19 protein-coding genes are annotated in these 26,150 nt (G+C 74.0%); 13 read left to right on the forward strand and 6 right to left on the reverse strand.

The features are described 5' to 3' along the window. The 4 genes from IE321_RS32685 to IE321_RS32700 all read left to right on the forward strand — a co-directional run. A partial coding sequence (locus IE321_RS32685) for a serine/threonine kinase C-terminal domain-containing protein (protein WP_506417409.1) occupies nt 1-1,532 on the forward strand: 1,532 nt, incomplete at its 5' end. Between the two features lie 156 nt (nt 1,533-1,688). Continuing rightward, nucleotides 1,689-3,311 carry a serine/threonine-protein kinase gene (locus IE321_RS32690; RefSeq protein WP_190225558.1) on the forward strand — a complete coding sequence of 541 codons (1,623 nt, stop codon included), beginning with the start codon at nt 1,689-1,691 and terminating at the stop codon, nt 3,309-3,311. 150 nt (nt 3,312-3,461) lie between these two features. Then, nucleotides 3,462-5,105: a succinic semialdehyde dehydrogenase gene (locus IE321_RS32695; RefSeq protein WP_043225977.1), complete on the forward strand. Its 1,644-nt coding sequence runs from the start codon at nt 3,462-3,464 to the stop codon at nt 5,103-5,105. 61 nt (nt 5,106-5,166) lie between these two features. Continuing rightward, nucleotides 5,167-6,984, forward strand: coding sequence for a GMC oxidoreductase (locus IE321_RS32700; protein WP_190225559.1), 1,818 nt, complete (start codon nt 5,167-5,169; stop codon nt 6,982-6,984). Between the two features lie 799 nt (nt 6,985-7,783). Here IE321_RS32700 and IE321_RS32705 read toward each other — a convergent pair. Continuing rightward, a complete protein-coding gene (locus IE321_RS32705; RefSeq protein ID WP_043225975.1) occupies nt 7,784-8,074 on the reverse strand; it encodes a chorismate mutase in 291 nt (96 codons plus the stop codon). A 353-nt stretch (nt 8,075-8,427) separates the two neighbouring features. Between IE321_RS32705 and guaA the strand changes: the two genes are divergently transcribed. The 4 genes from guaA to IE321_RS32725 all read left to right on the forward strand — a co-directional run bounded on the left by guaA (nt 8,428) and on the right by IE321_RS32725 (nt 12,949). Beyond that, a complete protein-coding gene (guaA, locus tag IE321_RS32710; RefSeq protein WP_043225973.1) occupies nt 8,428-10,020 on the forward strand; it encodes a glutamine-hydrolyzing GMP synthase in 1,593 nt (530 codons plus the stop codon). A 114-nt stretch (nt 10,021-10,134) separates the two neighbouring features. Next, nucleotides 10,135-10,923, forward strand: a complete 789-nt coding sequence (locus IE321_RS32715; RefSeq protein WP_190225560.1) for a class II aldolase/adducin family protein — start codon at nt 10,135-10,137, stop codon at nt 10,921-10,923. Nucleotides 10,924-11,081: 158 nt separating this feature from the next. After that, a complete protein-coding gene (locus IE321_RS32720) occupies nt 11,082-12,332 on the forward strand; it encodes a hypothetical protein (RefSeq protein ID WP_043225970.1) in 1,251 nt (416 codons plus the stop codon). A gap of 101 nt (nt 12,333-12,433) precedes the next feature. Then, on the forward strand, nt 12,434-12,949 hold the full coding sequence (locus IE321_RS32725; protein WP_190225561.1) for a DoxX family protein: 516 nt from the start codon (nt 12,434-12,436) through the stop codon (nt 12,947-12,949). A 156-nt stretch (nt 12,950-13,105) separates the two neighbouring features. Here the strand turns inward: IE321_RS32725 and IE321_RS32730 are convergent, their stop codons facing one another. After that, the gene (locus tag IE321_RS32730) at nt 13,106-14,473 is read right to left on the reverse strand and encodes a PspC domain-containing protein (RefSeq protein ID WP_043225968.1); all 1,368 of its coding nucleotides are present in this window, start codon (nt 14,471-14,473) and stop codon (nt 13,106-13,108) included. 157 nt (nt 14,474-14,630) lie between these two features. On the opposite strand from IE321_RS32730, the gene IE321_RS32735 reads away from it, so the two are divergent. Both IE321_RS32735 and IE321_RS32740 read left to right on the forward strand, forming a co-directional pair. Then, a complete protein-coding gene (locus IE321_RS32735) occupies nt 14,631-15,896 on the forward strand; it encodes an ATP-binding protein (protein WP_043225966.1) in 1,266 nt (421 codons plus the stop codon). Continuing rightward, nucleotides 15,893-16,624, forward strand: a complete 732-nt coding sequence (locus IE321_RS32740) for a LuxR C-terminal-related transcriptional regulator (RefSeq protein WP_043225965.1) — start codon at nt 15,893-15,895, stop codon at nt 16,622-16,624. Before IE321_RS32735 ends, IE321_RS32740 begins: the two co-directional genes overlap by 4 nt. Nucleotides 16,625-16,661: 37 nt before the next feature. Here IE321_RS32740 and IE321_RS32745 read toward each other — a convergent pair whose 3' ends face one another. Beyond that, on the reverse strand, nt 16,662-17,789 hold the full coding sequence (locus IE321_RS32745) for a C40 family peptidase (RefSeq protein WP_190225562.1): 1,128 nt from the start codon (nt 17,787-17,789) through the stop codon (nt 16,662-16,664). Nucleotides 17,790-18,133: 344 nt separating this feature from the next. Between IE321_RS32745 and IE321_RS32750 the strand changes: the two genes are divergently transcribed. Both IE321_RS32750 and pcrA read left to right on the forward strand, forming a co-directional pair. Continuing rightward, the gene (locus IE321_RS32750; RefSeq protein ID WP_043225962.1) at nt 18,134-18,487 is read left to right on the forward strand and encodes a hypothetical protein; all 354 of its coding nucleotides are present in this window, start codon (nt 18,134-18,136) and stop codon (nt 18,485-18,487) included. Between the two features lie 112 nt (nt 18,488-18,599). Continuing rightward, nucleotides 18,600-21,071, forward strand: a complete 2,472-nt coding sequence (gene pcrA, locus IE321_RS32755; protein ID WP_043225960.1) for a DNA helicase PcrA — start codon at nt 18,600-18,602, stop codon at nt 21,069-21,071. Nucleotides 21,072-21,128: 57 nt separating this feature from the next. Here the strand turns inward: pcrA and IE321_RS32760 are convergent, their stop codons facing one another. Together IE321_RS32760 and IE321_RS32765 are read right to left on the reverse strand one after the other, a co-directional pair. Continuing rightward, nucleotides 21,129-22,730 (reverse strand): M23 family metallopeptidase, encoded by a 1,602-nt coding sequence (locus tag IE321_RS32760; protein ID WP_372470185.1) that lies wholly within the window; start codon nt 22,728-22,730, stop codon nt 21,129-21,131. 240 nt (nt 22,731-22,970) lie between these two features. Beyond that, nucleotides 22,971-23,762, reverse strand: a complete 792-nt coding sequence (locus IE321_RS32765; protein WP_190225563.1) for an alpha/beta hydrolase — start codon at nt 23,760-23,762, stop codon at nt 22,971-22,973. Between the two features lie 323 nt (nt 23,763-24,085). Here IE321_RS32765 and icmB point away from each other — a divergent pair, with 323 nt between their 5' ends. Beyond that, nucleotides 24,086-24,496 (forward strand): coenzyme B12-dependent isobutyryl CoA mutase small subunit, encoded by a 411-nt coding sequence (gene icmB / locus IE321_RS32770; protein ID WP_030494332.1) that lies wholly within the window; start codon nt 24,086-24,088, stop codon nt 24,494-24,496. Nucleotides 24,497-24,763: 267 nt separating this feature from the next. On the opposite strand, the gene IE321_RS32775 is transcribed toward icmB, so the two are convergent. Further along, nucleotides 24,764-26,150, reverse strand: a 1,387-nt coding sequence (locus tag IE321_RS32775; RefSeq protein ID WP_190225564.1) for a DUF5691 domain-containing protein, incomplete at its 5' end; no start/stop codon positions are given.

The following is a 26,150-nucleotide window of genomic DNA, read 5'->3' on the forward strand; positions in this document are numbered from 1 at the left end:
GGGCCCGCGCGGACGCCCTCGACCCGGCGCAGCCCGGTCCGGCGGCGGAGCGGTACCGGGGGCCGGCCACCCGGCTCGCCGCCGAGCGCGCCCGGCAGACCCGGATCGCGGTCGTCGGCGCCGTCACCGAGCGCTGGGCGCCCGAACAGGCCGGGCCGGTGCACGAGAACTGGCGGCTCGCCCCGCCCATCGGCCCCGCCACCGACCTGTGGGCGCTCGGCGCCCTGCTCTACCGCGCCGTCCAGGGCCACGCCCCCTACCCCGAGGACAGCGCGGCCGAGCTGGTCCAGCTCGTCTGCGCCGAACCGCCCGCCTTCGCCGAGGAGTGCGGCCCGCTGCGCCCGGTGGTGGAGTCCCTGCTGCGCCAGGACCCCACCGAGCGCCCGGACTTCGAGGAGCTGCGCGGCTGGCTGCGGTCCCTGGTCCGGTCCGCGCCGGAGCCCGACATGGACCTGGCGGCCGCGCCCCCGCCCCGGTTCGACGCCAGGCGGCTGCCGATCCTGCGCCGCCGGGGCGAGCTGGTGCGCCGCCGCCGGGCCGCCGCCGGCTCGGGCCGCCACCGTCACCGCCGCGGCAAGGAGCCCCGCGGGAACCGGCCCCCGACAGCACCCGCGCCCGAACCCGCCTCCGTACCGGAGGAGACGGCGTACGCGCCGGAGCAGCACTACCAGCCGCGGCACGATGACGCGCCCGAGCAGCACTACGAGCCGCGGCACGACGACGCGCCCGAGCAGCGATACGAGCCGCGGCAGGGGTACGAGTACGGCTACGAGGACGTCGAGCCCGAGCCCCCGGGCAGCCGCTCCCCGCGCCCGCCGAAGGAGCGGGCCCCGCGCTCCCTCGGCCGGCGCCTGCTGCTGGTCGTCCTCCTGCTGCTCGGCGGCGCCCTCGCGTACGCCGCCGTCGCCCTCGCCCGCGGCGAGCAGCCCGCCGACGCCCGGCCGACCGCGACGGCGACCGCGCCCCCGAAGTCCACCGCGCCCCCGCGCACCACCCCGCCCCCGAAGCCGACCGCGACCACCACCCCGCCCGCCACTCCGACGTCCCGCCCGCCCGCCTCCGCCTCCGGCCCCGCCCTGGCCGCCGGCTACGCGCTGCGCGAGGACCCGGAGGGCTTCCGGATCGGCGTCCCGCGCGACTGGCGCCGCAGCCCCGTCAACGACGCCGGGCAAGTCCGCTACACCGGAGGCGACTTCACGCTGATCGTCGTGCCTGGCCGGGACAGCGTGCGGGACAACGGCTCCGACCCGCTGGAGTACCAGAGCTCCAAGGAGCGCGAGCTGGAGCCCTACCGGCAGTCCAGCTGGTCGGAGTTGGTGAAGGCCCGACGGGTCGACATCGGCCGCACGCCCACCGCCGAGGGGCACTACACCTGGATGGACAGCACCGGCCGCGAGGTCTTCGTCCGCAACCTCGCGCTCATCGAAGGCGGCCGCTACTACGTCGTCCAGGTGATCGGACCCGAGAGCGACCGGGACAAGGTCTCGGAGGTGTACGACGAGGCCGTGAAGGGCTTCCGGCCCGGCCGTTGAGCCGGTCCGGGGCCCGGTCGCGGCCCGTCCGGGGCTCGCCGGGGGACCCTCCGTCACCCGTCGGCGGTCACAGTGCTGTTCCTTTGCGGGCCCCTCGGTTCCGTCAGCCGTCCCCTCCTCCGTAACCTGGCATCCGAAGCAACGGGGCGGGGGCACGTGGAACACTCTCAGAGCACAGGGTCGGGGCTGCTGCTCGCCGGACGTTACCGGCTCGGCGAGTCCATCGGACGCGGCGGCATGGGCAAGGTCTGGCGCGCGCACGACGAGGTGCTGCACCGCGTGGTGGCGGTGAAGGAGCTGACGGCGGGCCGGTTCGTCGCCGAGGCCGACCGGCTGGTGCTGCACGCCCGCACCCAGAAGGAGGCGCGCGCCGCCGCCCGGATCACCCACCCCGGCGTGGTGACCGTCCACGACGTCCTCGAACACGACGACCGGCCCTGGATCGTCATGCAGTTCGTCGACGGCCCGTCGCTCGCCGACGCCGTCAAGGAGGCCGGGACGATCGCGCCCCGCGAGGCGGCCCGGGTCGGGCTGCACGTCGTCGGCGCGCTGCGCGCCGCGCACGCGGCGGGCGTGCTCCACCGGGACGTGAAGCCCGGAAACGTCCTGCTCGCCCGCGACGGCCGGGTCCTCATCACCGACTTCGGCATCGCGGCGATCGAGGGCGACTCGACCATCACCCGGACCGGCGAACTCGTCGGCTCGATCGACTACCTGGCGCCCGAGCGGGTCCGGGGCGGCGACCCCGGTCCCGCCTCCGACCTCTGGTCGCTCGGCGCCACCCTGTACACGGCCGTCGAGGGCACCTCGCCGTTCCGCCGCACCTCCCCGATCAGCACCATGCAGGCCGTCGTCGGCGAGGAGCCGCCGTACCCGGCGAACGCGGGGCCGCTCGCCTCCGTCATCGTCGCCCTGCTGCGCAAGGACCCGGACCAGCGCCCGCGCGCCGACGAGACCGAGCGGATGCTGCTGGACGCGATGGAGGGCCGCAGCCCGGAGACGGCCCAGGCGTACGTGCCGACGCAGCGGATGGACCTGGAGCCGGTGGACACCGGCCGGCCGGCCGCCCCGGTGGACGTACCGACCCCGGCGTTCCCGTCGGTCTCCCCGCCCACCCTCGCCCCGGCCCCGCCCGCCGCCCCGGCGGGGAAGGGCCGCTGGCGCTCCGCCGTCCTCACCGCGGTGCTCGCCGCGGCCGTCGCGGGCGGCGCGGTCTTCGCCGTGATGCAGTACGGCGGCGGGGGCGGCACGCCGGGACCCGTGGCGAGCAGCGGCACGACCCCCGGCCCCACCACCGCGGCGCCCAAGGGGATCGCGGCGGACGGGGTCCCGGACGGCTGGCAGCGGGTCGAGGACCCGGCGGGCTTCACCCTGGTCGTCCCGGACGGCTGGAAGCGCCGGAAGGACGGCGACAACATCGACTACACCCCGGACGCGGGCAATCACCGGATCCGGATCAGCGTCGACGCGAACCCCGACTTCGAGAACCCGTACATGCACGCCCTGGACCTGGAGAAGACGCTCCAGAAGCGGATGGACTACCGGCGGATCTACCTGAACCAGAACACCTACCGGGACCAGGTGAAGTCGGCGACCTGGGAGTTCACCTGGACCGAGAAGCAGAACTTCCCCGGGCCGAGGCACGCGATCGATCAGCTGTACTACGCGGACGACGGCACCGAGTACGCGATCTACATGTCCTCCCCGGAGTCGAGCTGGGAGACCACGCGCGAGCAGTTCGACACCGTCCTCCAGCACTGGCGGGCCCCGGGGTCCTGAGTCCGGAAAATCTTCACACCGGCCCCCGGACGGCCGTAAGCCCCTGATCAGGACTTATGTGCCAGTGATCACTGGCACGATGTGCGCACGGGGTGAAAACGCATTACCGGCGGGTACCCAAAGACCGGCACGGCGCCTACGCTCGGCGTCATGACGGACTCGCTGGCCCCCGCCGCCCTCACGGTTCCCGCCGCCACCGCCCCGGACGGCGCGACCAACCCGGTCGCCCCCGCGCCGGCCGGCGCCCGGACCGCCGCCGACGTCGTGACGCCCGAGCTGGTCGCCCGGCTCACCCGGGGGGTCATCGGCTCCGGCCGCACCGCCAACCACACCCCCTTCACCGGGAAGAAGCTGGCGGACCTGCCCGAGGCCACGCCCGAGGACGTCGCCGAGGCGTTCGACCGGGCCCGCGCCGCCCAGGCCGCCTGGGCCGCCACCCCCGTCCGGGCCCGTGCCGCCGTCCTGCTCCGCTTCCACGACCTGGTGCTGGCCCGCCAGTCCGAGGTCCTCGACCTCATCCAGCTGGAGACCGGCAAGGCCCGGCTGCACGCCCACGAGGAGGTCCTCGCGGTCGCCGTCGCCGCCCGCCACTACGGCCGCAAGGCGTCCTCGTACCTCCGTCCCAAGCGGCACACCGGCGTCGTCCCGACCCTCACCAAGGTCACCGAGCTGCGCCAGCCGCGCGGGGTCGTCGGCCAGATCGCCCCCTGGAACTACCCCCTCGAACTCTCCGTCGGCGACGCCCTGCCCGCCTTCGTCACCGGCAACGCGCTGGTCATGAAGCCCGACACCGAGACCGCGCTCACCGCGCTCTGGGCCCGTGACCTGCTCATCGAGGCCGGTCTGCCCTCCGAGGTCTTCCAGGTCGTGCTCGGCGAGGGCCCGGTCGTCGGCCCCGAGGTCGTCCGCCACGCCGACTACGTCTCCTTCACCGGCTCCACCCGCACCGGCCGCGAGGTCGCCCAGGGCGCCGCCGCCCGTCTCGTCGGCGTCTCCCTCGAACTCGGCGGCAAGAACGCCATGCTGGTGCTCCGGGACGCCGACATCGAGAAGGCCGCCGCCGGCGCCGTCCGCGCCTGCTTCTCCTCCGCCGGCCAGCTCTGCATCTCCATCGAGCGGCTGTACGTCCACGAGTCGATCGCCGACGCCTTCCTGGACCGCTTCGCCGCCCTCACCAAGGCCATGCGCCTCGGCAACTCCCTCGCGTACGGCGCCGACATGGGCTCCCTCGTCGGCGAGCGCCAGCTGGAGGCCGTCACGCGGCACGTCGACGAGGCCGTTGCCAAGGGCGCCCGGCTGGTCGCCGGCGGCGTCGCCCGCCCCGACATCGGCCCGCTCTTCTACGAGCCGACCATCCTCGACGGCGTCGAGGCCCCGATGGCCGTCTGCGCCGAGGAGACCTTCGGCCCGGTCGTCTCGGTCTACCGCTTCACCGACGAGGACGAGGTCGTCGCGCGCGCCAACGCCACCGCGTACGGCCTCAACTCCTCCGTCTGGACCACCGACTCGCGCCGCGGCCACGCCGTCGCCGCCCGGCTGCGCACCGGCACCGTCAACATCAACGAGGGGTACGCGCCCGCGTACGGCAGCGTCCGTGCCCCGATGGGCGGCATGAAGGACTCCGGCCTCGGCCGCCGTCACGGCTCCGAGGGCATCCTCAAGTACACCGAGGCGCAGACCGTCGCCCAGCAGCGCCTGATGCCGCTGGCGCCGTCCTTCGGGATGGACGACGCGAAGTACGCGGCCGTGATGAGCCTCTCCCTGAAGGCGCTGAAGGCCCTCCGCCTGAGCTGACCCGCGCCCGTACGTCCGCCCGTTTCCGCCCTTTTCCTTCCGAGGTTCTGCGAGGAGAGCCATGACCGCGGTACCCCCTGCCCGAAACCAGGACGAGGACGGCCCGGCCGCCGACGCGTACGACTACGACGTCCTCGTGGTCGGCTCCGGCTTCGGCGGTTCGGTCACCGCCCTCCGGCTCACCGAGAAGGGCTACCGGGTCGGCGTCCTGGAGGCCGGCCGCCGCTTCACCCGGGAGACCCTGCCGAAGAACTCCTGGGACCTGAAGAACTTCCTGTGGGCGCCGACGCTGGGCCTCTACGGGATCCAGCGCATCCACCTGCTCGGCAACGTGATGGTCCTCGCGGGCGCGGGCGTCGGCGGCGGCTCCCTCAACTACGCGAACACGCTGTACGAGCCGCTGGCGCCGTTCTTCGACGACCCGCAGTGGAAGGACATCACCGACTGGCGCGCCGAGCTCGCCCCGTACTACGACCAGGCGAAGCGGATGCTGGGCGTCCGGCTCAACCCGACGATGACCCCCTCCGACGTGCACCTCAAGGCCGCCGCCCAGGCCATGGGCATCGGCGACACCTTCCACATGGCACCGGTCGGCGTCTTCTTCGGCGACGGCGGCGACGCCGACGGCACCGCGAAGGCGAAGCCGGGCGGCGAGGTCGCCGACCCGTTCTTCGGCGGCGCGGGCCCCTCGCGCAAGGCGTGCACCGAGTGCGGCGAGTGCATGACGGGCTGCCGTCACGGCGCCAAGAACACCCTCAACGAGAACTACCTCCACCTCGCGGAGCGGGCGGGCGCGGTCGTCCACCCGATGACCTCCGTCGTCGCCCTCACCGAGGACTCGCGCGGCGGCTACGCGGTCAAGACCCTCCCCACCGACAACCGGAAGAAGGGCAGGGGCCGCACCTTCACCGCCCGCCGGGTGGTCGTCGCCGCCGGCACGTACGGCACCCAGACCCTGCTCCACCGGATGAAGGACAGCGGTCTGCTGCCCCGGATCTCCCCCCGGCTCGGCGAGCTGACCCGCACCAACTCGGAGGGTCTGGTCGGCGCCCAGACCACGGACCGCCGCTACCGGCGCAAGCACGGCAAGGAGAGGGCCGACTTCACCCGCGGCGTCGCCATCACCTCGTCCGTCCACCCCGACGAGAACACCCACATCGAGCCGGTCCGCTACGGCAAGGGCTCCAACTCGATGGGCGGCCTCACCGTCCTCCAGGTCCCCTACGGCGCCCACCGGGTCCGCAACTGGGCGCTCAACATGGCCCGGCACCCGCTCCTGGCGCTCCGCTCGCTCTCCAACCGGCGCTGGTCCGAGAAGACCATCATCGGCCTCGTCATGCAGTCCCTCGACAACTCGCTGACGACCTACCGCAAGCCCGGCGGCATCGGGAAGGGCCTGCTCACCGCCCGCCAGGGGCACGGGGCGCCGAACCCGACGCAGATCGAGGCGGCGACCCGGGCCGCCACCCTGATCTCCGAGGAGATCAACGGCTTCGCCGGCTCGAACATCGGCGAGCTGATGGGGACGCCGCTGACCGCCCACTTCCTCGGCGGCTGCCCGATCGGCGCCGACGCGGAGTCCGGCGTCATCGACCCGTACCACCGGCTCTACGGCCACCCGGGCATCTCGGTGGTGGACGGCTCGGCGGTCTCCGCCAACCTGGGCGTGAACCCGTCCCTGACGATCACCGCCCAGGCGGAGCGGGCGATGTCCTTCTGGCCGAACAAGGGCGAGGAGGACCCGCGTCCCCGGCAGGGGGAGGCGTACGCGCGGGTGGCGGCGGTCGAGCCGAAGTCCCCGGCGGTCCCGGCCGAGGCGTTCGGCGCCCTGCGGCTGCCCTTCCTCGGCATCCCGACGGTCCCGCCGAAGAAGTCCTGACGGTTCCCCCGGAGAAGTCCTGACGGTTCCCCCGGAGAAGTCCTCACGGTCCCGCCGGAGAAGTCCTGACGGCCCGCGGACGAGCCGGACGGACGAAGCCGCTCGGCGACGGGGCCGGACAGACGGAAAGGGCGCTGCACCCCCCTCCGAGTGCAGCGCCCTTCCGGCTTTTCGGTGTTGCTGCATAGATGACCACCGGACCCCGCCTTTGGTTGTAGGCGTTGCACGGGATCTTTGTGTGACGCGCGTCACATAGGGTGGAGGGGTATGCGAAAGGGCCCGTGCCGCGATTCCGGTCGCGGCACGGGCCCTGGGTCGGCACCGGTGTCAGGGCAGCGGCGGTGCCGAGCGCGGCGGCGCCGGGGGGTGCGCCGCTTCGGGGGAGGGAAGTCGGAGGGGGACGGGTCGTGGGGGACGGGCCGTGCGGTGCGGAGGGTGGGCCGGTTGCGGTCGGCCCCGGGCGTCCCCGGGACCGACCGCCCTTTTTGGGTGACCGGGCTGCTGTCCCCTGCCGTCCGGTCACGTGCGCTGGAGCGAGGTCCCACGACGTGTCGAGACACGCCACACGCCCCAGCGAAGCCACGCGTGGTTTCCAACGGGCCCGCCCCTGGCTGGCACGGACACCCCGCTCAACGAAGCCCGGCGGCCGCCGGTCACGCGCCGTACGGGTGAGTCCGGGCCCGAACGCGGGTGCGGTGCCCCACCCCTGGCCGGGGCTCCGGCCGACGGCTCCGGGCGTGAGCTCCGGTCGAGGGCTCCGGTCGGGACCCGGGGGCTCCGCCCGCCCTGCCCCGCCGGGTCAGACGCGGCCGCGGCACAGCTCCAGCATCGTCATGGCCAGCGCCGTGCCCGGCTTGCCCAGCGCGTCCCGGTAGTGGGCCAGCACGTCCATCTCGCGGGCCAGGTTCACCCGCCGGCCGCCGGAGGTGATCCGGGCCTCCTGGATCACCGCCGAGACCGCCATCCGTTCCTGGATGAGGCCGATGATCCGGTCGTCGAGCGCGTCGATCCGCTCGCGGGCGTCGCCGATCAGCGAGGCCGCCTCCTCGGTGCGGGCGCCGGTCTGCTCGGTGAGGGTCTTCGTGGTCATCTGGGGCTCCTGGTGGTGGGGAGGGGCCCCGGATCGGCACGGCCCGGGAAAAGCAGAACGCCCCGGGCCTTGTCGGCCCGGGGCGCCTGGGAAGTCGCTTGTCAGTTGCTCAAGCAGCACGACCATGGCAGCCGGTGGGCCGGTTGCCATAGGTAAAGACGAAGGTCGGGTGCTCGCGCATGGCGAACAGTATGGACCCGACGCTCCGGACCGGGGCAAGTCGGGCCCGGATGGTGAGACGAAGGCCACCCACGTTCGGATGGTGAGACGAAAAGCGTCAGCCGCGCGCCGGTAGAATCGACAAATAGCCCCCTCCTTCGGGGGAACCCTCCTACCGCCGGAAGGCCGCCGTAGTGTCATCAGCGTCCCCCGCTGCCGCGCCCGACGTCACCAACCCGGACGTAGTCCTCGTTGTCGACTTCGGCGCCCAGTACGCCCAGCTCATCGCCCGTCGCGTCCGCGAGGCGCGGGTCTACAGCGAGATCGTCCCGTCCACCATGCCGGTGGCCGAGATGCTGGCCAAGAACCCGAAGGCGATCATCCTCTCCGGCGGCCCGTCCTCCGTGTACGCGGAGGGCGCCCCGCGTCTCGACCGCGCGCTCTTCGAGGCCGGCGTCCCCGTCTTCGGCATGTGCTACGGCTTCCAGCTGATGGCGACGACGCTCGGTGGCACCGTCGACAACACCGGCGCCCGCGAGTACGGCCGCACCCCGCTGCACGTCTCCAAGGCCGGCTCCACCCTCTTCGAGGGCACCCCGGTCGAGCAGTCCGTGTGGATGTCGCACGGCGACGCCTGCTCCGCCGCCCCCGAGGGCTTCAGCGTCACCGCCTCCACCGACGTGGTCCCGGTCGCCGCCTTCGAGAACGACGAGAAGAAGCTCTACGGCGTCCAGTACCACCCCGAGGTGCTGCACTCCACGCACGGCCAGCAGATCCTGGAGCACTTCCTCTACCGCGGCGCCGGCATCCAGCCCAGCTGGACCACCGGCAACGTGATCGAGGAGCAGGTCGCGGCCATCCGCGCCCAGGTCGGCGACAAGCGCGCCATCTGCGGCCTCTCCGGCGGCGTCGACTCCGCCGTGGCCGCCGCGCTCGTCCAGAAGGCCATCGGCGACCAGCTCACCTGCGTCTACGTCGACCACGGACTGATGCGCAAGGGCGAGACCCAGCAGGTCGAGAAGGACTTCGTCGCCGCGACCGGCGCCCGCCTGGTCGTCGTCGACGCGGAGAAGCGCTTCCTCGACGCCCTCGCCGGCGTCTCCGACCCGGAGACCAAGCGCAAGATCATCGGCCGCGAGTTCATCCGCGTGTTCGAGCAGGCGCAGCTGGAGATCCTCCAGGAGGAGGGCCCCGAGGTCGCCTTCCTGGTCCAGGGCACCCTGTACCCGGACATCGTCGAGTCCGGCGGCGGCACCGGCACCGCCAACATCAAGTCCCACCACAACGTGGGCGGTCTCCCCGACGACATCGAGTTCCAGCTCGTCGAGCCGCTGCGGCAGCTGTTCAAGGACGAGGTCCGGATGGTCGGACAGGAGCTCGGCCTGCCCGAGGAGATCGTCCAGCGCCAGCCGTTCCCCGGCCCCGGCCTCGGCATCCGCATCGTCGGCGAGGTCACCAAGGAGCGTCTGGACCTGCTCCGCGAGGCCGACGCCATCGCCCGCGAGGAGCTGACCGCCGCCGGTCTCGACCGCGAGATCTGGCAGTGCCCGGTCGTGCTGCTCGCCGACGTCCGCTCCGTCGGCGTCCAGGGCGACGGCCGCACCTACGGCCACCCGATCGTCCTGCGCCCGGTCTCCTCCGAGGACGCCATGACGGCCGACTGGTCGCGCCTGCCCTACGAGGTCCTCGCCAAGATCTCCACCCGCATCACCAACGAGGTCGCCGACGTCAACCGCGTCGTCCTCGACGTCACCAGCAAGCCCCCGGGCACCATCGAGTGGGAGTGACCCCTCCCGCTCCGTGAGCCGGCCGAAGCCGCCGCCCCCGCGAAGGGCGGCGGCTTCGTCGTGTTCGCGTCCGGACTCTGGTGACTTGACCGGCCGGGCGTTACCTTCCGGCGCATGACCGAGATTCCGTCCCCCGTCCCCGTCGACCGGCTCCACTTCGCCATGCCGCCCGTCCACGCGACGGCCGAGGAGGAACGCGTCCACCGCAAGCAGCGGCTCGCCGGCGCCCTCCGCCTCTTCGGACGGCTCGGGTACGAGGAGGGCGTCTCCGGCCACATCACCGTCCGCGACCCCGAGTACGACGACTGCTACTGGGTGAACCCCTTCGGCGCCCCCTTCGGCGACCTCACCGCGAGCGACCTCGTCCTCGCCAACGGCGACGGCCAGGTCGTCCTCGGCGGCCAGCACGTCAACCAGGCCGCCTTCACCGTGCACGCCCAGGTCCACCGCGCCCGCCCGGACGCCGTCGCCGTCGCCCACACCCACTCCACCCACGGCCGCGCCCTGGCCGCCCTCGGCGAGCTCCTCGACCCCCTCACCCAGGAGGCGTGCGCCTTCTACCAGGACCACGCCCTCTACGACGCCTACACCGGCGTCACCGTCGACGCCGAGGAAGCCCGCCGCGTCGCCCTCGCCCTAGGCCCCTTCAAGGGCATCGTCCTGCGCAACCACGGCCTCCTCACCGTCGGCTCCTCCGTGGACGCCGCCGCCTGGTGGTTCATCGCCATGGACCGCTGCGCCCGCATCCAGCTCTCCGCCCGCGCGGCCGGCAAACCCGTCCTCATCGACCACAAGGACGCCGTCGCCACCCGCGAACAGCTCGGCAGCGACCTCGTGGCCTGGATCAACTACCAGCCTCTCTGGCGCAGGATCAGCCGAGCGGAGCCCGAACTCCTGTCGTAGCACCATCGCTTCACCCTTCTGTACGTCAATGGGATGGCGCGGCAATCACTCTCCGGCGGGGCGCACGCGGCCCTCGCGAGCACCCTCGGTGCGGAACAATTCCGAGGAATCAGCGGCAGGTTGGGCTCAAAACCTCGGACTCGGGAAGTGACGGCACCGTGGCGGTTCAAGAGGCGAGACAGTACGGCGGGCGCCACGGCGCCGGCGAGCACCCGACCGCGTGCGCCGGCTGCGCCCACTGCGGCGAGACCGGCCACCGCCGGGCCGTCGCCGCCTTCCTCGCCCGCCGTGAGGAACTCGCCGCCGGACACGGCGTCCCCGCCGCCGTCGCCCACTCCCCGGTCGCCGCCCGCCAGTGGGTCTCCGACGAACTCGCGCAGTCCGCCCGCGCCGTCACCGCCCACGGCCGGGAGGCCGGACTCGCCTGGCTCGCCCGGGTCCGCACCGGCAGCCTCGCCGCCGTCTGGGCCGCCGTCCTCGCCCTCCTCCTCGGCCAGGCGCTCACCGCCCTCGGCACCGGCTGGACCGCCGCCCGCACCGCGGGCCTCTGCACCGCCCTCCTCCTGGCCGTCCCGCTCACCGCCGCCGCCCACGCCCACCGCGCCCGCGGCGGCCTCCTCGCCCCGCTCACCGGCGAGGACAACCGGCTCTCCACCACCCGCGCCGTCGCCGCCGCCTGGCTGCTCTTCCTCTGCTACACCCTGCTCCTCCTCACCTCCCGCTCCCTCACCACCAGCGCCTTCGGGCTCTCCGGCGCCGCCGGCCTCGTCACCGTCCTCGCCCTCGTCTCCGCCGTGGCCGTCACCGCCCGGCTCGTCGTCTCCACCCGGATCGCCGGCCTGCGGCTCCAGAAGGTCCGCGCCGACCGGCCCCGGGCCGCCGACCTCCTCTGCGACGACAGCGGCCGCGCCGACCTCGCCGACGTGCAGTACGTCCTCGTCTCCGGCGCCGTCCTCGCCTTCGCCGCCGTCCGGCTGGCCGCCGACCCGGCCCGCCTCCCCGAGCTGCCCTGGTCCCTCGCCCTCCTCGTCGCCGTCTCCGCCGTCTGGCACCTGGCCGCCAAGTGCACCGAGGGCGGCCCGCCCGCCGTCCACGCCGTGGTCCGCGCCCGCGAGGCCGGCGACCTCGACGCCCCCATCCGGACCGGCGACGACATCGAGATCCGCGGCCACGGCTTCGTCCCGCCCGGCGCCGCCGGCCCCGACCCGCTGACCCGGCTCGTCGTCCGCATCGGGCCCGTCCACGCCCACGTCCCCCTGGTCCCGGTCCCCGGCGGCTTCGCCAACCCGACCGACACCGTCCTCACCGTCCCCCTCCCCGCCGACGTCGAGCCCGGCCGGGTCGAGGTCTCCGTCGTCACCGCCGCCGGCTTCGAGACCAACCGGGTCACGATCGACGTCGCCGACTGAGAAACCCACCCCGAAAGCCCCTCCTCCTGTGTCCCTTCACAGGGCAAGCGGAGACAATCGGTCCGCGAACAGTCGTACGGGGTGTGGAGAGGTGAGCGATCATGACCGAGTACACGGGCCGCCCCGGCGGGAGCGCCCTGCGAGGCCGCCTGGACGCCTGGAAGGCCACCGCCTCCCGCTACGCGCTCCTCCCGCTCCGGATCTTCCTCGGCGTCACCTTCGTCTACGCCGGACTCGACAAGCTCACCGACCCGGCCTTCCTCGCCGACACCGGAGCCGGCTCCATCGGCGACACCATGCGCGGCGTCCGCGACTCCGCGGCCATCCCCGGCCTGGTCGACCTCGCCCTGCACAGCCCCACCGGCTTCGGCTACGCCATCGCCTTCGGCGAGCTCGCCGTCGGCCTCGGCACCCTCCTGGGCCTCTTCGCCCGGGTGGCCGCCCTCGGCGGCGCCCTGATCTCGCTGAGCCTCTGGCTCACCGTGAGCTGGCAGGTCGAGCCGTACTACCTCGGCAACGACCTCGCCTATCTCATGGCCTGGCTCCCGCTGCTGCTCGCCGGCGCCCCGGTGCTCTCCGCCGACCGGCTCCTCGCCGAACGCCGCCGCACGCCGTAGGCCACCCAGGTCACCAGACCGGCCACCCCGAGCGCCCCGCACATCACCGGGACCGCCAGCCACCACGGGACCGACCAGGCGTCGGCCAGCTCACCGCCGTACGCCGCGGCCAGGGCCAGCGAGGCCAGGCCGACGACCAGCCGGCCGGGTCGGAACTCATGAAGCAGCACGGGTGACCTCCACCTGTCCAAGACCGACCTCCAGAGAGAGGTCCAGCGTCCCCGCCGGGTCCGTCCCGGCGGGCGGGTTCAGCGTCCGCGTCTCGTCGCGGTCGGGGGCGATGTCGATGTCGTCCGGCGCCTGCCCGGGCAGCTGGAGGTCACCGAGACCGACCTGGGCGTGCAGCCGCACCACCACGTCCTCCGGCACGACCACCTCCAGCTTCCCCGCGCCCACGTCGACCGTCGTCGACACCGTCGTCCCCTCCGGCACCGCCAGCCGGGACAGATCCAGCGTCCCCACCCCCGCGCCGAGGTCGTACCGCGGCTGCACCGCGGCCACCGTGGGCGGCGTCCACGTCTGCCGCGTCCAGTCCGTGGTGATCTTGTCCGGCAGGGCGAGCGCGCCGGCCAGCAGCGCCGCCGTCACCACCGCCTGGAATATCGTGCCGAAGCCGGTGCGCCCCAGGAAACTGCTGACGACCAGTCCCAGGCCGAAGACCCCCAGCGCGGCCGCCAGGCCCGTCGCCAGACTGGTGCCCAGCGGCTGCGTGTCCCACGTCAGCGCCGTGCCGGCGGCCGCGGCGGCCAGCGCGAGGAGATGGACCAGGCCCGCGATCGAGTACGGACTGCGCCGCACCGACGGCTCCGGGCGCTCCGCGTTCCTGGGCGGGCCCCACTGGCTGCCGGGGCGCGGCACCTCGCCGCCGACCTTGCCCTCCGCGTCCACGATGCCGTGCGGGCCCCACAGGTAGCCGATGGCCACCTTGCCCGTGGAACCGTCCTTCACGATCGGGTCCCGCCACCACGAGCTCATCTCCCGCTCCAGGAAGGTGAGCGGCGGGGCCTTCGCCTCCGGGGGCACCGGGACCCGTCCGTGCGGGGCCTTCGGCTTCGCCACCGGATCGGCCTCGGCCTCCCCCTCGGACAGGGGCCGGCGCTGCGACCAGTGCGCGGCGCCCGCCGTCGCCAGCGCCAGCAGCACCGCGAAGCCCAGCAGCGAGCCCGTGCGCAGCATCGACAGGAAGATGCCGCAGCCCACCAGCGCCATCAGTATCGCGGCGAGCGAGGCGCCGGACACCCGGCCGGTCAGCAGCCGCCGGCCCTCGCTCTCCTCCTCGCCCACGAGCGGCATCAGCAGCCACGCGAAGCCGTAGAAGACCAGCCCGATGCCGCCGGTCACCGCCAGCACCCCCAGCACGATCCGGAAGATCACCGGATCCAGGTCGAAGTGCCGGCCGAGACCGCCGCAGACCCCGCCGACCACTCTGCTCGTGCGCGAGCGGCGCAGGGGAGCTGCGGGGGCGGCGTCGGCCGCGGGCGGGGCCTCGTGCTGCGTGGGCCGCGAAGGCGTCGAACTCGTCATGCGTCCATGGTGACCGCCCGTGACCCCCGGGCGGCACCGGGAACGACCCTGGCACGACCCTGAGATTCGGAGGCGTCGCGACCCCGAGGCGAACCCGGGGTCGATATCGGGGCCGACCCTGATGCCCCGTGAGGGCCGGACGTGTGACGATCGGTGCATGTCCGCAACCGCTCGCGTCACCGACATCGACGAACCGCCCGTGCGCACGCTCTACCGGAGCGCCGACGGGCGGTGGCTCGGCGGTGTCGCGCGCGGTCTCGCCGGACACCTCGGACTGCCGGTCGCGTGGGTGCGCGCGGTCTTCGCGGTGCTCGTCCTCACCGAGGGTCTCGGGCTGCTGCTCTACGCGGTCTTCTGGATCGTCGTCCCGCTCGGCGTCGGCGGCCGGGCCGAGCCCCGGCCGGTCTTCGAGACCACGCCGGACGGCCGGCGCCGGCTCCGCAAACCCGACCGGGGCCAGGTCCTCGCCCTCATCGCCCTCGCCATAGGCGCCGCGATCTTCATCGCCAACCTGCGGATCGACGGCGAGACGGGGCGGTACGTGTGGCCGACCCTGCTCATCGGCGTCGGTGTCGTCCTGGTGTGGCGGCAGGCAGACAACGCCCGCGCCGAGACCTGGAAGGGCCGCACGGTCAAGCACGGCCGCGGCTTCCACCTCGTGCGGGGACTCGTCGGCGTCGCCCTGGTCGGCACCGGGCTCGCCGTCTTCGTGGTCGTGCGCGGCTCCATCGCCCAGATCGGCACCGCGCTGACCGCCGCCGTCGCCGTCCTCACCGGCATAGCGCTGCTCGCCGGCCCCTGGCTGATACGGATGTCGCAGGACCTCACCGCCGAGCGGACCCTGCGCATCCGCGCCCAGGAGCGGGCCGAGGTCGCCGCCCACGTCCACGACTCCGTGCTGCACACCCTCACCCTGATCCAGCGCAACGCCGACGACGCCGGCGAGGTCCGCCGGCTCGCCCGCGCGCAGGAGCGGGAGCTGCGGAACTGGCTGTACAAGCCGGAGGGCACCGGCAGGGACGAGGAGCCGGAGACCCTCGCCGAGGCGGTGAAGCGGTCCGCCGCCGAGGTCGAGGACAAGCACGGCGTGCCGCTGGAGGTCGTCGTGGTCGGCGACTGCCCGCTCGACGAGAAGCTGACCGCGCAGATGCAGGCCGCGCGCGAGGCGATGGTCAACGCCGCGAAGTACGGTGGCGAGGGAGGGGCGGTGCAGGTGTACGCCGAGGTGGAGGGGCGCACGGTGTTCGTCTCGGTGCGCGACCGCGGCCCCGGATTCGACCTGGACGAGGTCCCCGAGGACAGAATGGGCGTACGAGAATCGATCATCGGCCGGATGCAGCGCAACGGCGGTACGGCCCGCCTGCGGGCGGTGCCGGGCGGGGGCACGGAAGTCGAGCTGGAGATGGAGAGGGCGGACGGATGAGCGACGAGACCGGGGCGACGACCGGAGCCGACGGGGAGACCGGGCCGGGCACGGCGGGCGGTGCCGGGCGCCGGGTGCGGGTCGTCCTCGTCGACGACCACCGCATGTTCCGCACCGGCGTGCAGGCGGAGATCGGGCGGACCGACGTCACCGGGGTCGAGGTCGTCGGCGAGGCCGCCGACGTCGACCAGGCCGTCACCGTGATCACCGCCACCAGACCGGAGGTCGTCCTCCTCGACGTCCACCTGCCCGGTGGCGGCGGCGTCGAGGTGCTGCGCCGCTGCGCCGGGCTGATGGCCGCCGCCGAGGACCCGGTCCGGTTCCTCGCGCTCTCCGTCTCGGACGCGGCGGAGGACGTGATCGGCGTGATCCGGGGCGGTGCCCGCGGCTACGTCACCAAGACGATCACCGGCACCGACCTGGTGGACTCGATCTTCCGGGTCCAGGAGGGCGACGCCGTCTTCTCCCCGCGCCTCGCGGGCTTCGTCCTGGACGCGTTCGCGTCCACCGACGCGCCCCCGGTGGACGAGGACCTGGACCGGCTGACCCAGCGGGAGCGGGAGGTGCTCCGGCTGATCGCCCGCGGCTACGCGTACAAGGAGGTCGCCAAGCAGCTCTACATCTCGGTGAAGACCGTCGAGTCGCACGTCTCCGCGGTGCTCCGCAAGCTCCAGCTCTCCAACCGGCACGAGCTGACCCGCTGGGCCACCGCCCGCCGCCTGGTCTGAGACCGGGGCCGGGCCGGGCCCGCCCCCCCCGGGGGACTCAGGCGACCCGGGCCGCGCCCGCGAAGGGCATCTCGTCGATCGGCGCGATCCGGACGGGGGCGCCCGGCCGGGGCGCGTGGATCATCTGGCCGCCGCCGATGTAGAGGCCCACGTGGCTGATCCCGGAGTAGAAGAAGACCAGGTCGCCCGGGGCCAGCTCGGAGCGGGAGACCCGGCGTCCGGCGTTGATCTGGGTGTACGTGGTGCGCGGCAGGGACACCCCGGCGGCGCGCCAGGCGGCCTGGGTGAGCCCGGAGCAGTCGTAGCCGGAAGGGCCGGTGGCGCCCCAGACGTAGGGCTTGCCGAGCTGGGCGCGGGCGAAGGAGATGGCCGCCGAGGCCCGGCCGGCGGGGGCGGCCACCGGGGCCCGGTCGCCGGAGGAGCGGTCCGCCCGGGCCGTGGTGCCGCCCGTGGCGGTGGCGCTGGCCGCGTCGGCCCCGGTGCGGGCGGTCGTGCCGGGCGTGGGCGCCGTGCGGGCGGCGACGGCCGCCGCGTACCGGGCGCGCTCCTCGGCGGTGAGGCCGGCCATGAGCGCGCGGGCGGCGGCGAGCTTGCCGAGGACGGTGGCCTTCTGGCGCCGCAGCTCGGCCTCGTGGCCGCGCAGGGCGGTGAGCCGGCCGGCGGATTCGGCGCGCAGCTGGGCGAGGCCCGCGAGCTCTCGGCGCACGGCGGTGACGGCGGTGGCCTGCCGGTCGCCGGCCTTCTCGGCGAGGGCGGCCCGCTCCAGGTACTCGTCCGGGTTCGAGGTGAGGGCCAGCTGGACGGCCGGGTCGAGGCCGCCCGAGCGGTACTGGGCCGCGGCGACGGCTCCGAGGCCGCGGCGGGCGGTGTTCAGCCGCTCGGTGCGGCGGGCGGCCTCGTCGCGCAGCCGGTCGAAGGAGGCGCGGGCGGTGTCGGCCTGCTCCTTCGCGCCGTTGTACCGCTCGGTGGCGGCCTCGGCCTCCTGGTAGAGCCGGTCGACCTCGGTCCTGACCTGCGCGGGGGTGCGGCCGGGTGCGGCCGGGTCGGCGTGGCCCGAGCCCTCGAAGAGGGTGGCGCCGGCCGCGGAGGCCAGGGCGAGCGTGGCGGCCGTGCGGACCGCGGGGCGGCCGAGCGACGACGGCCGGGGTTTTCGGTGAGCTGCCACGAGGGCGGGTCACATCCTCTGCCTGTGGGGGACGGTGCCGGCCGGGGCCGGCGGCGGACCGCACAGGGGAGACGGCCCGCCGCCGGGGTTCTCCGGCGGGGCGGCCGGCGCCGCCGGGTGGCCCGACGGGGTGGGGAGCCGACCACCTGGGGCAGGACGCTAGCCCCGGGGGTCACGCCCCGGCGGCGGTTTGACCGCTATTGACGCCGGATGACCCGCAGGGACCGTTCCCTTTCGCCGCCCGGGGCGGTCGGCGAAGGTTTCCGTGGAGCGGACGACCGAAGCGGGGGAGTGGGTGGACCCGGCCGGCGAGCGGTGCTAGGGGCCCGGTTAGGCTCCGCCCCATGGACGTCCTCATCAATGTCTTCGTCGCCCTGCACGTCATCGGCATCGCCTCCCTCCTGGGCGGTTTCCTCACCCAGATGAAGGCGATCGGGGCCGGCACGGCCCGCTTCACCCCCGCCATGCTGCACGGCGCGCTGACCATGCTGGTCACCGGCATCGCGCTCGTCGGCCTCAACCAGGCCGACGACCAGGCGGTCAACAACCTCAAGATCGGCATCAAGCTGGCGATCCTCGTGGTGATCCTCGGCATCGTCTACGTCAAGCGCGACGAGGAGACCGTCGACAAGGGCCTCTTCGGCGCCGTCGGCGGCCTGACCACGGCGAACATCTTCATCGCGACCCTCTGGGTGTGAGCCGCGGCCCCGGGGTGCGGCCCACCGGGCCGCCCGGGGTGCGGACCGTCACGCCGGAGACCTGACGAAGGCGGGACCGGATGTCGGTGCGGCGTCCTAGACTCGTGAGGCGATGAGCAGCCTCTTTGACGACAGTTTCCTGGCCGGCCTCCAGTCCCACTCCCCGGAGGAGGCCCCGCCGCCCCCCGAGGACGACGAGCACGGCGCCCCCGCCGCGGAGGACGTCCCGCACGACCTGTTCGGGGAGCACTTCGACGCGCCCCCGCCCCGGGACCCGTACTACCGCGACGGCGCCCACCGCCCCGTCGTGGACCCGGCCGCCCTGCTGGACGGGCTGAACGAGCAGCAGCGGGCGGCCGTCGTCCACACCGACACCCCGCTGCTCATCGTGGCCGGCGCCGGCTCCGGCAAGACCCGGGTCCTCACCCACCGCATCGCCCACCTCCTGGGCACGCGGCACGTGCACCCCGGCCAGATACTGGCGATCACCTTCACCAACAAGGCCGCCGGCGAGATGAAGGAGCGCGTCGAGCAGCTGGTCGGCCCGCGGGCGAACGCGATGTGGGTGATGACCTTCCACAGCGCCTGCGTCCGCATCCTGCGCCGCGAGTCCAAGCGCCTCGGCTTCACCTCGTCCTTCTCGATCTACGACGCCGCCGACTCCAAGCGCCTGATGGCGCTGGTCTGCCGGGACCTGGACCTCGACCCGAAGAAGTTCCCGCCGAAGTCCTTCAGCGCCAAGATCTCCAACCTGAAGAACGAGCTGATCGACGAGGAGTCCTTCGCCGACCAGGCCGCCGACGGCTTCGAGAAGACGCTGGCCGAGGCGTACCGGATGTACCAGGCGCGCCTGCGCGAGGCGAACGCGCTGGACTTCGACGACATCATCATGACGACGGTCCACCTGCTCCAGGCGTTCCCGGACGTCGCCGAGCACTACCGCCGCCGCTTCCGGCACGTCCTCGTCGACGAGTACCAGGACACCAACCACGCCCAGTACACCCTGGTGCGCGAGCTGGTCGGCACGGGCTACGAGGACCTCGGCCCGGCCGAGCTCTGCGTCGTCGGCGACGCCGACCAGTCGATCTACGCCTTCCGCGGCGCCACCATCCGCAACATCCTCCAGTTCGAGGAGGACTACCCGGACGCGACGACGATCCTCCTGGAGCAGAACTACCGCTCCACCCAGACGATCCTCTCCGCGGCCAACGCGGTCATCGAGCGCAACGAGTCGCGCCGCCCCAAGAACCTGTGGACCAACGCCGGCGCGGGCGCCCGGATCACCGGCTACGTCGCGGACACCGAGCACGACGAGGCGCAGTTCGTCGCCGACGAGATCGACCGGCTCACCGACGCGGGCGACGCGAAGGCCGGCGACGTCGCCGTCTTCTACCGGACCAACGCGCAGTCCCGTGTCTTCGAAGAGATCTTCATCCGCGTCGGACTGCCCTACAAGGTTGTCGGCGGCGTGCGCTTCTACGAGCGCAAGGAGGTCCGGGACGTCCTCGCCTACCTGCGCGTCCTCGCCAACCCCGAGGACAACGTCCCGCTGCGCCGGATCCTCAACGTCCCCAAGCGCGGCATCGGCGAGCGCGCCGAGGCGATGATCGACGCCCTCTCGCTGCGGGAGAGGATCACCTTCCCGCAGGCCCTCAAGCGGGTCGACGAGGCGTACGGCATGGCCGCCCGCTCGGCCAACGCCGTCAAGCGGTTCAACACCCTCATGGACGAGCTGCGCACCATCGCCGAGTCCGGCGCGGGCCCGGCCGTGGTCCTGGAGGCCGTGCTCGAACGGACCGGCTACCTCGCCGAGTTGCAGGCCTCCACCGACCCGCAGGACGAGACCCGGATCGAGAACCTCCAGGAACTCGCCGCCGTGGCCCTGGAGTTCGAGCAGGAGCGCGGGGAGTCCGACGGGCAGGAAGGGGCGGGCGCGGGCACGCTCGCCGAGTTCCTGGAGAGGGTCGCGCTCGTCGCCGACTCGGACCAGATCCCGGACGAGGACGAGGAGGGCTCCGGCGTCATCACGCTGATGACCCTGCACACCGCGAAGGGCCTGGAGTTCCCGGTGGTCTTCCTCACCGGCATGGAGGACGGCGTCTTCCCGCACATGCGGGCCCTCGGCCAGACCAAGGAGCTGGAGGAGGAGCGGCGCCTGGCGTACGTGGGCATCACCCGCGCCCGCGAGCGGCTCTACCTCACGCGCTCGTCGATGCGCAGCGCCTGGGGCCAGCCCTCGTACAACCCGGCCTCCCGCTTCCTGGAGGAGATCCCGCCGGCGTACCTGGAGTGGAAGCGGACGGGGCCGGTGGCGAAGCCCGCCGGGCCGACCTCGGGGATCACCTCCTCGCTGTCCTCGTCCCGGGGCCGCTCCGGCCCCTCCGGTTTCGCGACCCGCCGCGCGGGCACGGACAAGCCGGTGGTCGCGCTGACGGTCGGCGACCGGGTCACCCACGACCAGTTCGGTCTGGGCATGGTCGTGGCGGTGTCGGGTGCGGGCTCGGACGCCCAGGCCACGATCGACTTCGGCGACGAGAAGCCGAAGCGGCTGCTGCTGCGGTACGCGCCGGTCGAGAAGCTGTAGGCGGTACGACACGACGAGGGCCCGGTCCGATGGACCGGGCCCTCGTGCGTACGGTGGTCAGCCCGTCGGGTTCAGGCCCTTGCTGCGGAGCCAGGCGAGCGGGTCGATCGCGGAGCCGCCGCCGGGCCGGACCTCGAAGTGGAGGTGCGGTCCCGTGGAGTTGCCGGAGTCGCCGGAGTAGGCGATGACGTCGCCGGCCTTGACCGAGCCGGTGCGGATCTTGGCGCTGCTGAGGTGGCAGTACCAGGTCTCGGTGCCGTCGGGGGCGGTCACGATGACCATGTTCCCGTAGGCGTAGTTGAGCTGGGTGCGGACGGTGCCGTCGGTGGCGGCCATCACGGGCGTGCCGGTCATCACCGGGAAGTCGATGCCGGTGTGCACCGACATCCAGTTGACGCCGGACTGGCCGAAGCGGGCGCTGAGCTGGTGGAGCTTCACCGGCAGGGCGAACTTGGGGCGCATCGCCTCCTTGCGGGCGGCCTCCTCCTCGCGCTTCTTCTTGTCGGCCGCCTGGCGCGCCTTGAGGTCGATGCGCTCCTGGGTGCGGCTGGCGCGGTCGCCGAAGTCGCGGACGTCGGCGTCGAGGGCGCTGAGCTGGGTGTCGAGCGCGGTGTTGGCCGCGATCTGCTGCACGGCGGCCGAGTCGGCGGCGAGGGCGGTGGTGTCCTTCTGCTTCGTGCTCTCGGTCGCGCCGCCGGTGAGCCCGCCGACGGAGGCGGCCGCGATGCCGGCGACGCCCATGACGCAGGCGGAGGGGACGGCGACGGTCAGCAGGGCGGAGCGCTTGGCGGGGGTACGCCGCCGGGAGCGGCTGCCGCCGGAGGAGCGGCGCACGGGACGGGCGCCGGCGACGGCGTCGGTACGGACCTCGGCGACGGGGGCGTCGGAGGCGCCGTCCTGGCCGGCCGGGCCCTCGGGGTCCTCGTGCCCGGGGGCGTCGTCGTACGCGACCGGCTCGTACGCCTCGGTCCCGTACGCCGTCTCCGCCTCGTACGCCGTGTCGGCTTCGTACGCCGCCTCGGGCTCGTAGGCCGCCGTCTCGGGCTCCGGGGCCTGTTCGTAGGGGAAGGCGAACTCGGAGGTCCGGTCGACGTGTTCGGCCTGGGGGACGTACTGCTGGGGGACGAGCGGCTCGGCCGGGTCGGCGGCCTGGTTCCAGGCGGTGGCGTCGTAGGCGCCGGTGTCGGTCGCGAAGGCGGGGGCGGCCCACTGGCCGGTCGTGTCGTACGCCTCGTGGCCGTACGCGCCCTGCGCCGCGTAGGCGCCGGAGTGCAGGTTCTCGAACTGGCCGGTGTGCTGGGCCTCGGTCCAGGCGGAGGCGTCCCACTGGCCGGTCGTGTCGTACTGCTCGGGCTGTCCGTACGACGTGCCCGCCGGGTAGGCGTCCGTGGCGGTGGCCCACTGGCCGGTGGTGTCCCACTGGCCCGTCGTGTCGTAGCCCGGGGTGCTTCCCGCGGTGGTGTTCCAGGCGCCCGTCTCGTACGCGCCGGTCGTGTCGTACGTACCGGTGGCGGCGTACTGGCCGAGGTCCCACTGGCCGCTGTGGTCGGCCTGACCGGGGTCGGACCAGGTCCCGAAGAGCGGATCGGCCGCGTAACCGCCGGTGGTGTGGGCGCCGTCTCCGGCGTACCCGGCGTGGGGGTGCTGGTCGTTCACCAACGTCTCTCTCGCCTCGGCAGCAGGACCAGTCCGGGGCGGGCCCGACAGGGGGTGTCCCGGGGGGAAGCAGTGGCGCGACTGTACCCGGCGGTATGCGGGGCCGACAATCTTCCGGAGGGTTCGCGGGCGCAGGAAACGGGCAATCGGCCGTGTTTCGCCAGCTCGTGCACAGACCTTTGGCCTTGTGTTCGAGAGGCGTTCGAAGAACGGTGTCGGGGGTGTCGCCGTGACGCGGCGAGTTCAGGCCACCGAGGCCGCCCCCTCGTCCGCGGCCTGCCCGGCCCCCTCGGCGTCGAGCGCCGCCACGATCCCCGCCGCGACCGTCGGGTGCACCGGCAGGGCGAGATGACCGATGCCGCTCACCCGCACGTTGTGCACCAGCAGGTCGGGGTGGTCGAGGCGGGCCGTCTCCACCGGCACCATGATCTGGTCCAGGTCGCTCCAGAAGCTGACGAACCGGGTCCGGCAGCCCGGCGCCGGAGCGGCCAGCTCCCGCAGCACCTCCGAGCCCGCCCGCATCTGCCGCACCACCGGGTGCGCGTCGGCGAGCGGTGCCACGGCCGTGCCCGCGTGCGGGGTGCCGAGGGTGACCAGGGTACGCACCCGTGCGTCACCGCCGAGCCGCTGGACGTAATAACGGGCGATCAGTCCGCCCAGGCTGTGGCCCACCAGATCGACCTCGGTCCGGCCGGTGCGGTCCAGGACCGCGTCGATCCGCCGGCCCAGCGCCCCGGCGGCGGTCCGCAGGTCGCAGGTGAGCGGCGAGTAGTTCAGGGAGGAGACCTGGTCACGGCCGTGCCGGGCGAGCGTGCGGCGCAGCAGGAGGAAGACGGAGCGGTTGTCGACGAAGCCGTGCAGGAGCACCACCGGGCGCCCGCCCCCGCCGGTGACGGACACCGGGTCGCCGTCGCCGCCTACGGGGGCGAGCCGCTCGGGGACGATCCCGGAGGGATAGAGGACGAGGCGGCCGGTGAGGATCGCGGCCTCGAGCGTGGTGGCCCTCAGCAGGGCGGTGACCTTGGCGAACTCCATCGCCGACCTCCCTCCCCGGACTCGGTCCGGAGCTCCCCGGCACGCGGGGCCGGGCGGTACGCCGGGGCGCCGGGGCCCGTGCCGTACGGACGACGGCACGGAACCCCGGCGACCGGCGTCGCGGCTCCGTTCGCGACCGGCCCCGCGGGCGGCTGGAGGGCCCAGGAGGAGGGCCCGGGGCGGGGTAGGCCGCGGAACGAACGTGTCCCACGTGTGATTTCCCCCTCGCCGGGCACCGCGAAACGGCCCGTTGCGGGATGCTGTCGATAACGTTCGTTCACCTCCCCGGCACAGACGCGCGGGGGTCGCATGTGGAGGCAGTGATGGGTGTGACCGGTCCGATCCGCGTGGTCGTCGCCAAGCCGGGTCTCGACGGCCACGATCGTGGGGCCAAGGTCATCGCGCGGGCTCTGCGCGACGCCGGCATGGAGGTGATCTACACCGGGCTGCACCAGACGCCCGAGCAGATCGTCGACACCGCGATCCAGGAGGACGCCGACGCGATCGGCCTCTCGATCCTCTCGGGCGCGCACAACACGCTCTTCGTCAAGGTCATCGAGCTCCTCAAGGAGCGCGACGCGGAGGACATCAAGGTCTTCGGCGGCGGCATCATCCCCGACGCGGACATCCCGCCGCTGAAGGAGAAGGGCGTCGCGGAGATCTTCACGCCGGGCGCGACGACCGCGTCGATCGTCGACTGGGTGAACGCGAACGTCCGCGTGACGGCCGCCTGACGGTCGTGTCGGCCGCCCGGCGGCCGCGCCACGCCGCCTGACACCCGCGACAGCCGCCCGACGGCTGTCCGGAACCGCCCGCGCCGACGGCCGGGAGCCCCTCCGACGGGCTCCCGGCCGTCCGCGCGTGGGCGGCCGCGCGGCCCCGGACGTGCGGCGCGGACGTGCGGACGGGTGGGGGCGTACGGGCGGTGCTGCCCGGGACGGGTGGGCGCGGCGGGCTCGTACGGGCACCGCTGCCCGGGACGCGCGGGCGCGGCGGCTCGTTCAGGCCGTCCCGTCCGGGACGTCGTCCAGTTCGGCGCGCATGCGGGCGCGCAGGTCCAGCGTGGCCGCCAGGCGCTGGAACGCCTCCGACCAGTAGGCGCCGGCGCCCGGCGCGGCCTCCTCGGCGCCCGGGACCGCCGACGCCGAGGCCAGCCGGGGGGCCGCCGCGGGGGAGAGGCAGCGCTCCGCGAGCCCCATCACCCCGCTGAAGCTCCACGGGTAGCCGCCCGCGTCCCGGGCGGTGTCCAGCGCGTCGATCACCGCCTCGCCCAGCGGCTCCGCCCACGGCACCGTGCACACGCCGAGCAGCTGGAACGCCTCCGACAGGCCGTGCGCCGCCACGAAGTCCGCCACCCAGCGGGCCCGCTCCTCCGGGCCCAGCGTCGACAGCAGTTGGGCCCGCTCGGCCAGCGACGACGTGCCGGGCCCCGTCGCCGGGGGCACCGACGGCGCGCCGAGCAGCGCCCGTGACCAGGCCGCGTCCCGCTGCCGTACCGCCGCCCGGCACCAGGCCGCGTGCAGCTCCGGCTGCCAGTCGTCGGCCACCGGCAGCGCCACGACCTCCTCCGGCGAGCGCCCGCCGAACCGGGCCGGCCAGCAGGACAGCGGCGCCGCCTCCACCAGCTGCCCCAGCCACCAGGACCGCTCGCCCCGCCCCGACGGCGGCACCGCGGTCACGCCGTCCCGCCGCATCTCCTCGTCGCACTCGTGCGGGGCCTCCACGACGACCGTCGGCACCGCCGCCGTCCGGTCCAGGCCCACGCAGGTGACCGCCCGGCCCGCCATGCGGCCCGCGAAGGCCGAGCCGGGCAGCGCGGAGAGCAACTCGGCGGCGGTCGCCCGGACGTTGCGGCTGCGGTCGGCGAGGGCCGCCTCCAGGAACTCCTCGTCCGCCGCCGACAGTCCGGCGCGCAGCGAGTCCAGGAACATCAGCCGGTCCTCGGCCCGCTCCCCGGACCAGCCGGACGCGAGCAGGGCCCGCCCGGCGGCCGGATCATCCGCCCGTACGGCTCCGAGCAGCGCGACCCGCTCGGCGAACAGGCCCTCTTCCCAAAGCTCCCGCACCGCCCGGGCGTCCCCGGGATCCGGCAGGGTGCCGCCCGCGCCGCCGCCCCGCAGCGCGAACCGCCAGTCCGGGTTGAGCCGGGCCAGCCACAGCCCGCGCGGCCCGGCCAGGGCCAGCGCCCGCGGCCGCAGATCGGTACGGGCCCTCGCCGCGTCGAGCAGCGCGGGCAGCGCGGCGGCCGGCGCCTTGTAACCGCGCTCCCCGGCCATCGACAGCCACTGCGGCAGCAGTTCGGCGAGGTCCGGCGCGGTGCCCCGGCGACCGCCCGCCGGGGCGGGCGCGGCCCGTCCGGCCAGCAGGGCGTCCAGCCGGCGCCGGGCC

The organism is Streptomyces hydrogenans, assembly GCF_014656075.1.
Lineage (GTDB): Bacteria > Actinomycetota > Actinomycetes > Streptomycetales > Streptomycetaceae > Streptomyces > Streptomyces hydrogenans.

Coding starts and splice junctions, on each gene's coding strand:
- IE321_RS32695 (WP_043225977.1), top strand. CDS start 3,462: ATGACGGACTCGCTGGCCCCCGCCGCCCTCACGGTTCCCGCCGCCACC.
- IE321_RS32700 (WP_190225559.1), top strand. CDS start 5,167: ATGACCGCGGTACCCCCTGCCCGAAACCAGGACGAGGACGGCCCGGCC.
- IE321_RS32705 (WP_043225975.1), bottom strand. CDS start 8,074: ATGACCACGAAGACCCTCACCGAGCAGACCGGCGCCCGCACCGAGGAG.
- IE321_RS32715 (WP_190225560.1), top strand. CDS start 10,135: ATGACCGAGATTCCGTCCCCCGTCCCCGTCGACCGGCTCCACTTCGCC.
- IE321_RS32725 (WP_190225561.1), top strand. CDS start 12,434: ATGACCGAGTACACGGGCCGCCCCGGCGGGAGCGCCCTGCGAGGCCGC.
- IE321_RS32730 (WP_043225968.1), bottom strand. CDS start 14,473: ATGACGAGTTCGACGCCTTCGCGGCCCACGCAGCACGAGGCCCCGCCC.
- IE321_RS32735 (WP_043225966.1), top strand. CDS start 14,631: ATGTCCGCAACCGCTCGCGTCACCGACATCGACGAACCGCCCGTGCGC.
- IE321_RS32740 (WP_043225965.1), top strand. CDS start 15,893: ATGAGCGACGAGACCGGGGCGACGACCGGAGCCGACGGGGAGACCGGG.
- IE321_RS32750 (WP_043225962.1), top strand. CDS start 18,134: ATGGACGTCCTCATCAATGTCTTCGTCGCCCTGCACGTCATCGGCATC.
- pcrA (WP_043225960.1), top strand. CDS start 18,600: ATGAGCAGCCTCTTTGACGACAGTTTCCTGGCCGGCCTCCAGTCCCAC.
- IE321_RS32765 (WP_190225563.1), bottom strand. CDS start 23,762: ATGGAGTTCGCCAAGGTCACCGCCCTGCTGAGGGCCACCACGCTCGAG.
- icmB (WP_030494332.1), top strand. CDS start 24,086: ATGGGTGTGACCGGTCCGATCCGCGTGGTCGTCGCCAAGCCGGGTCTC.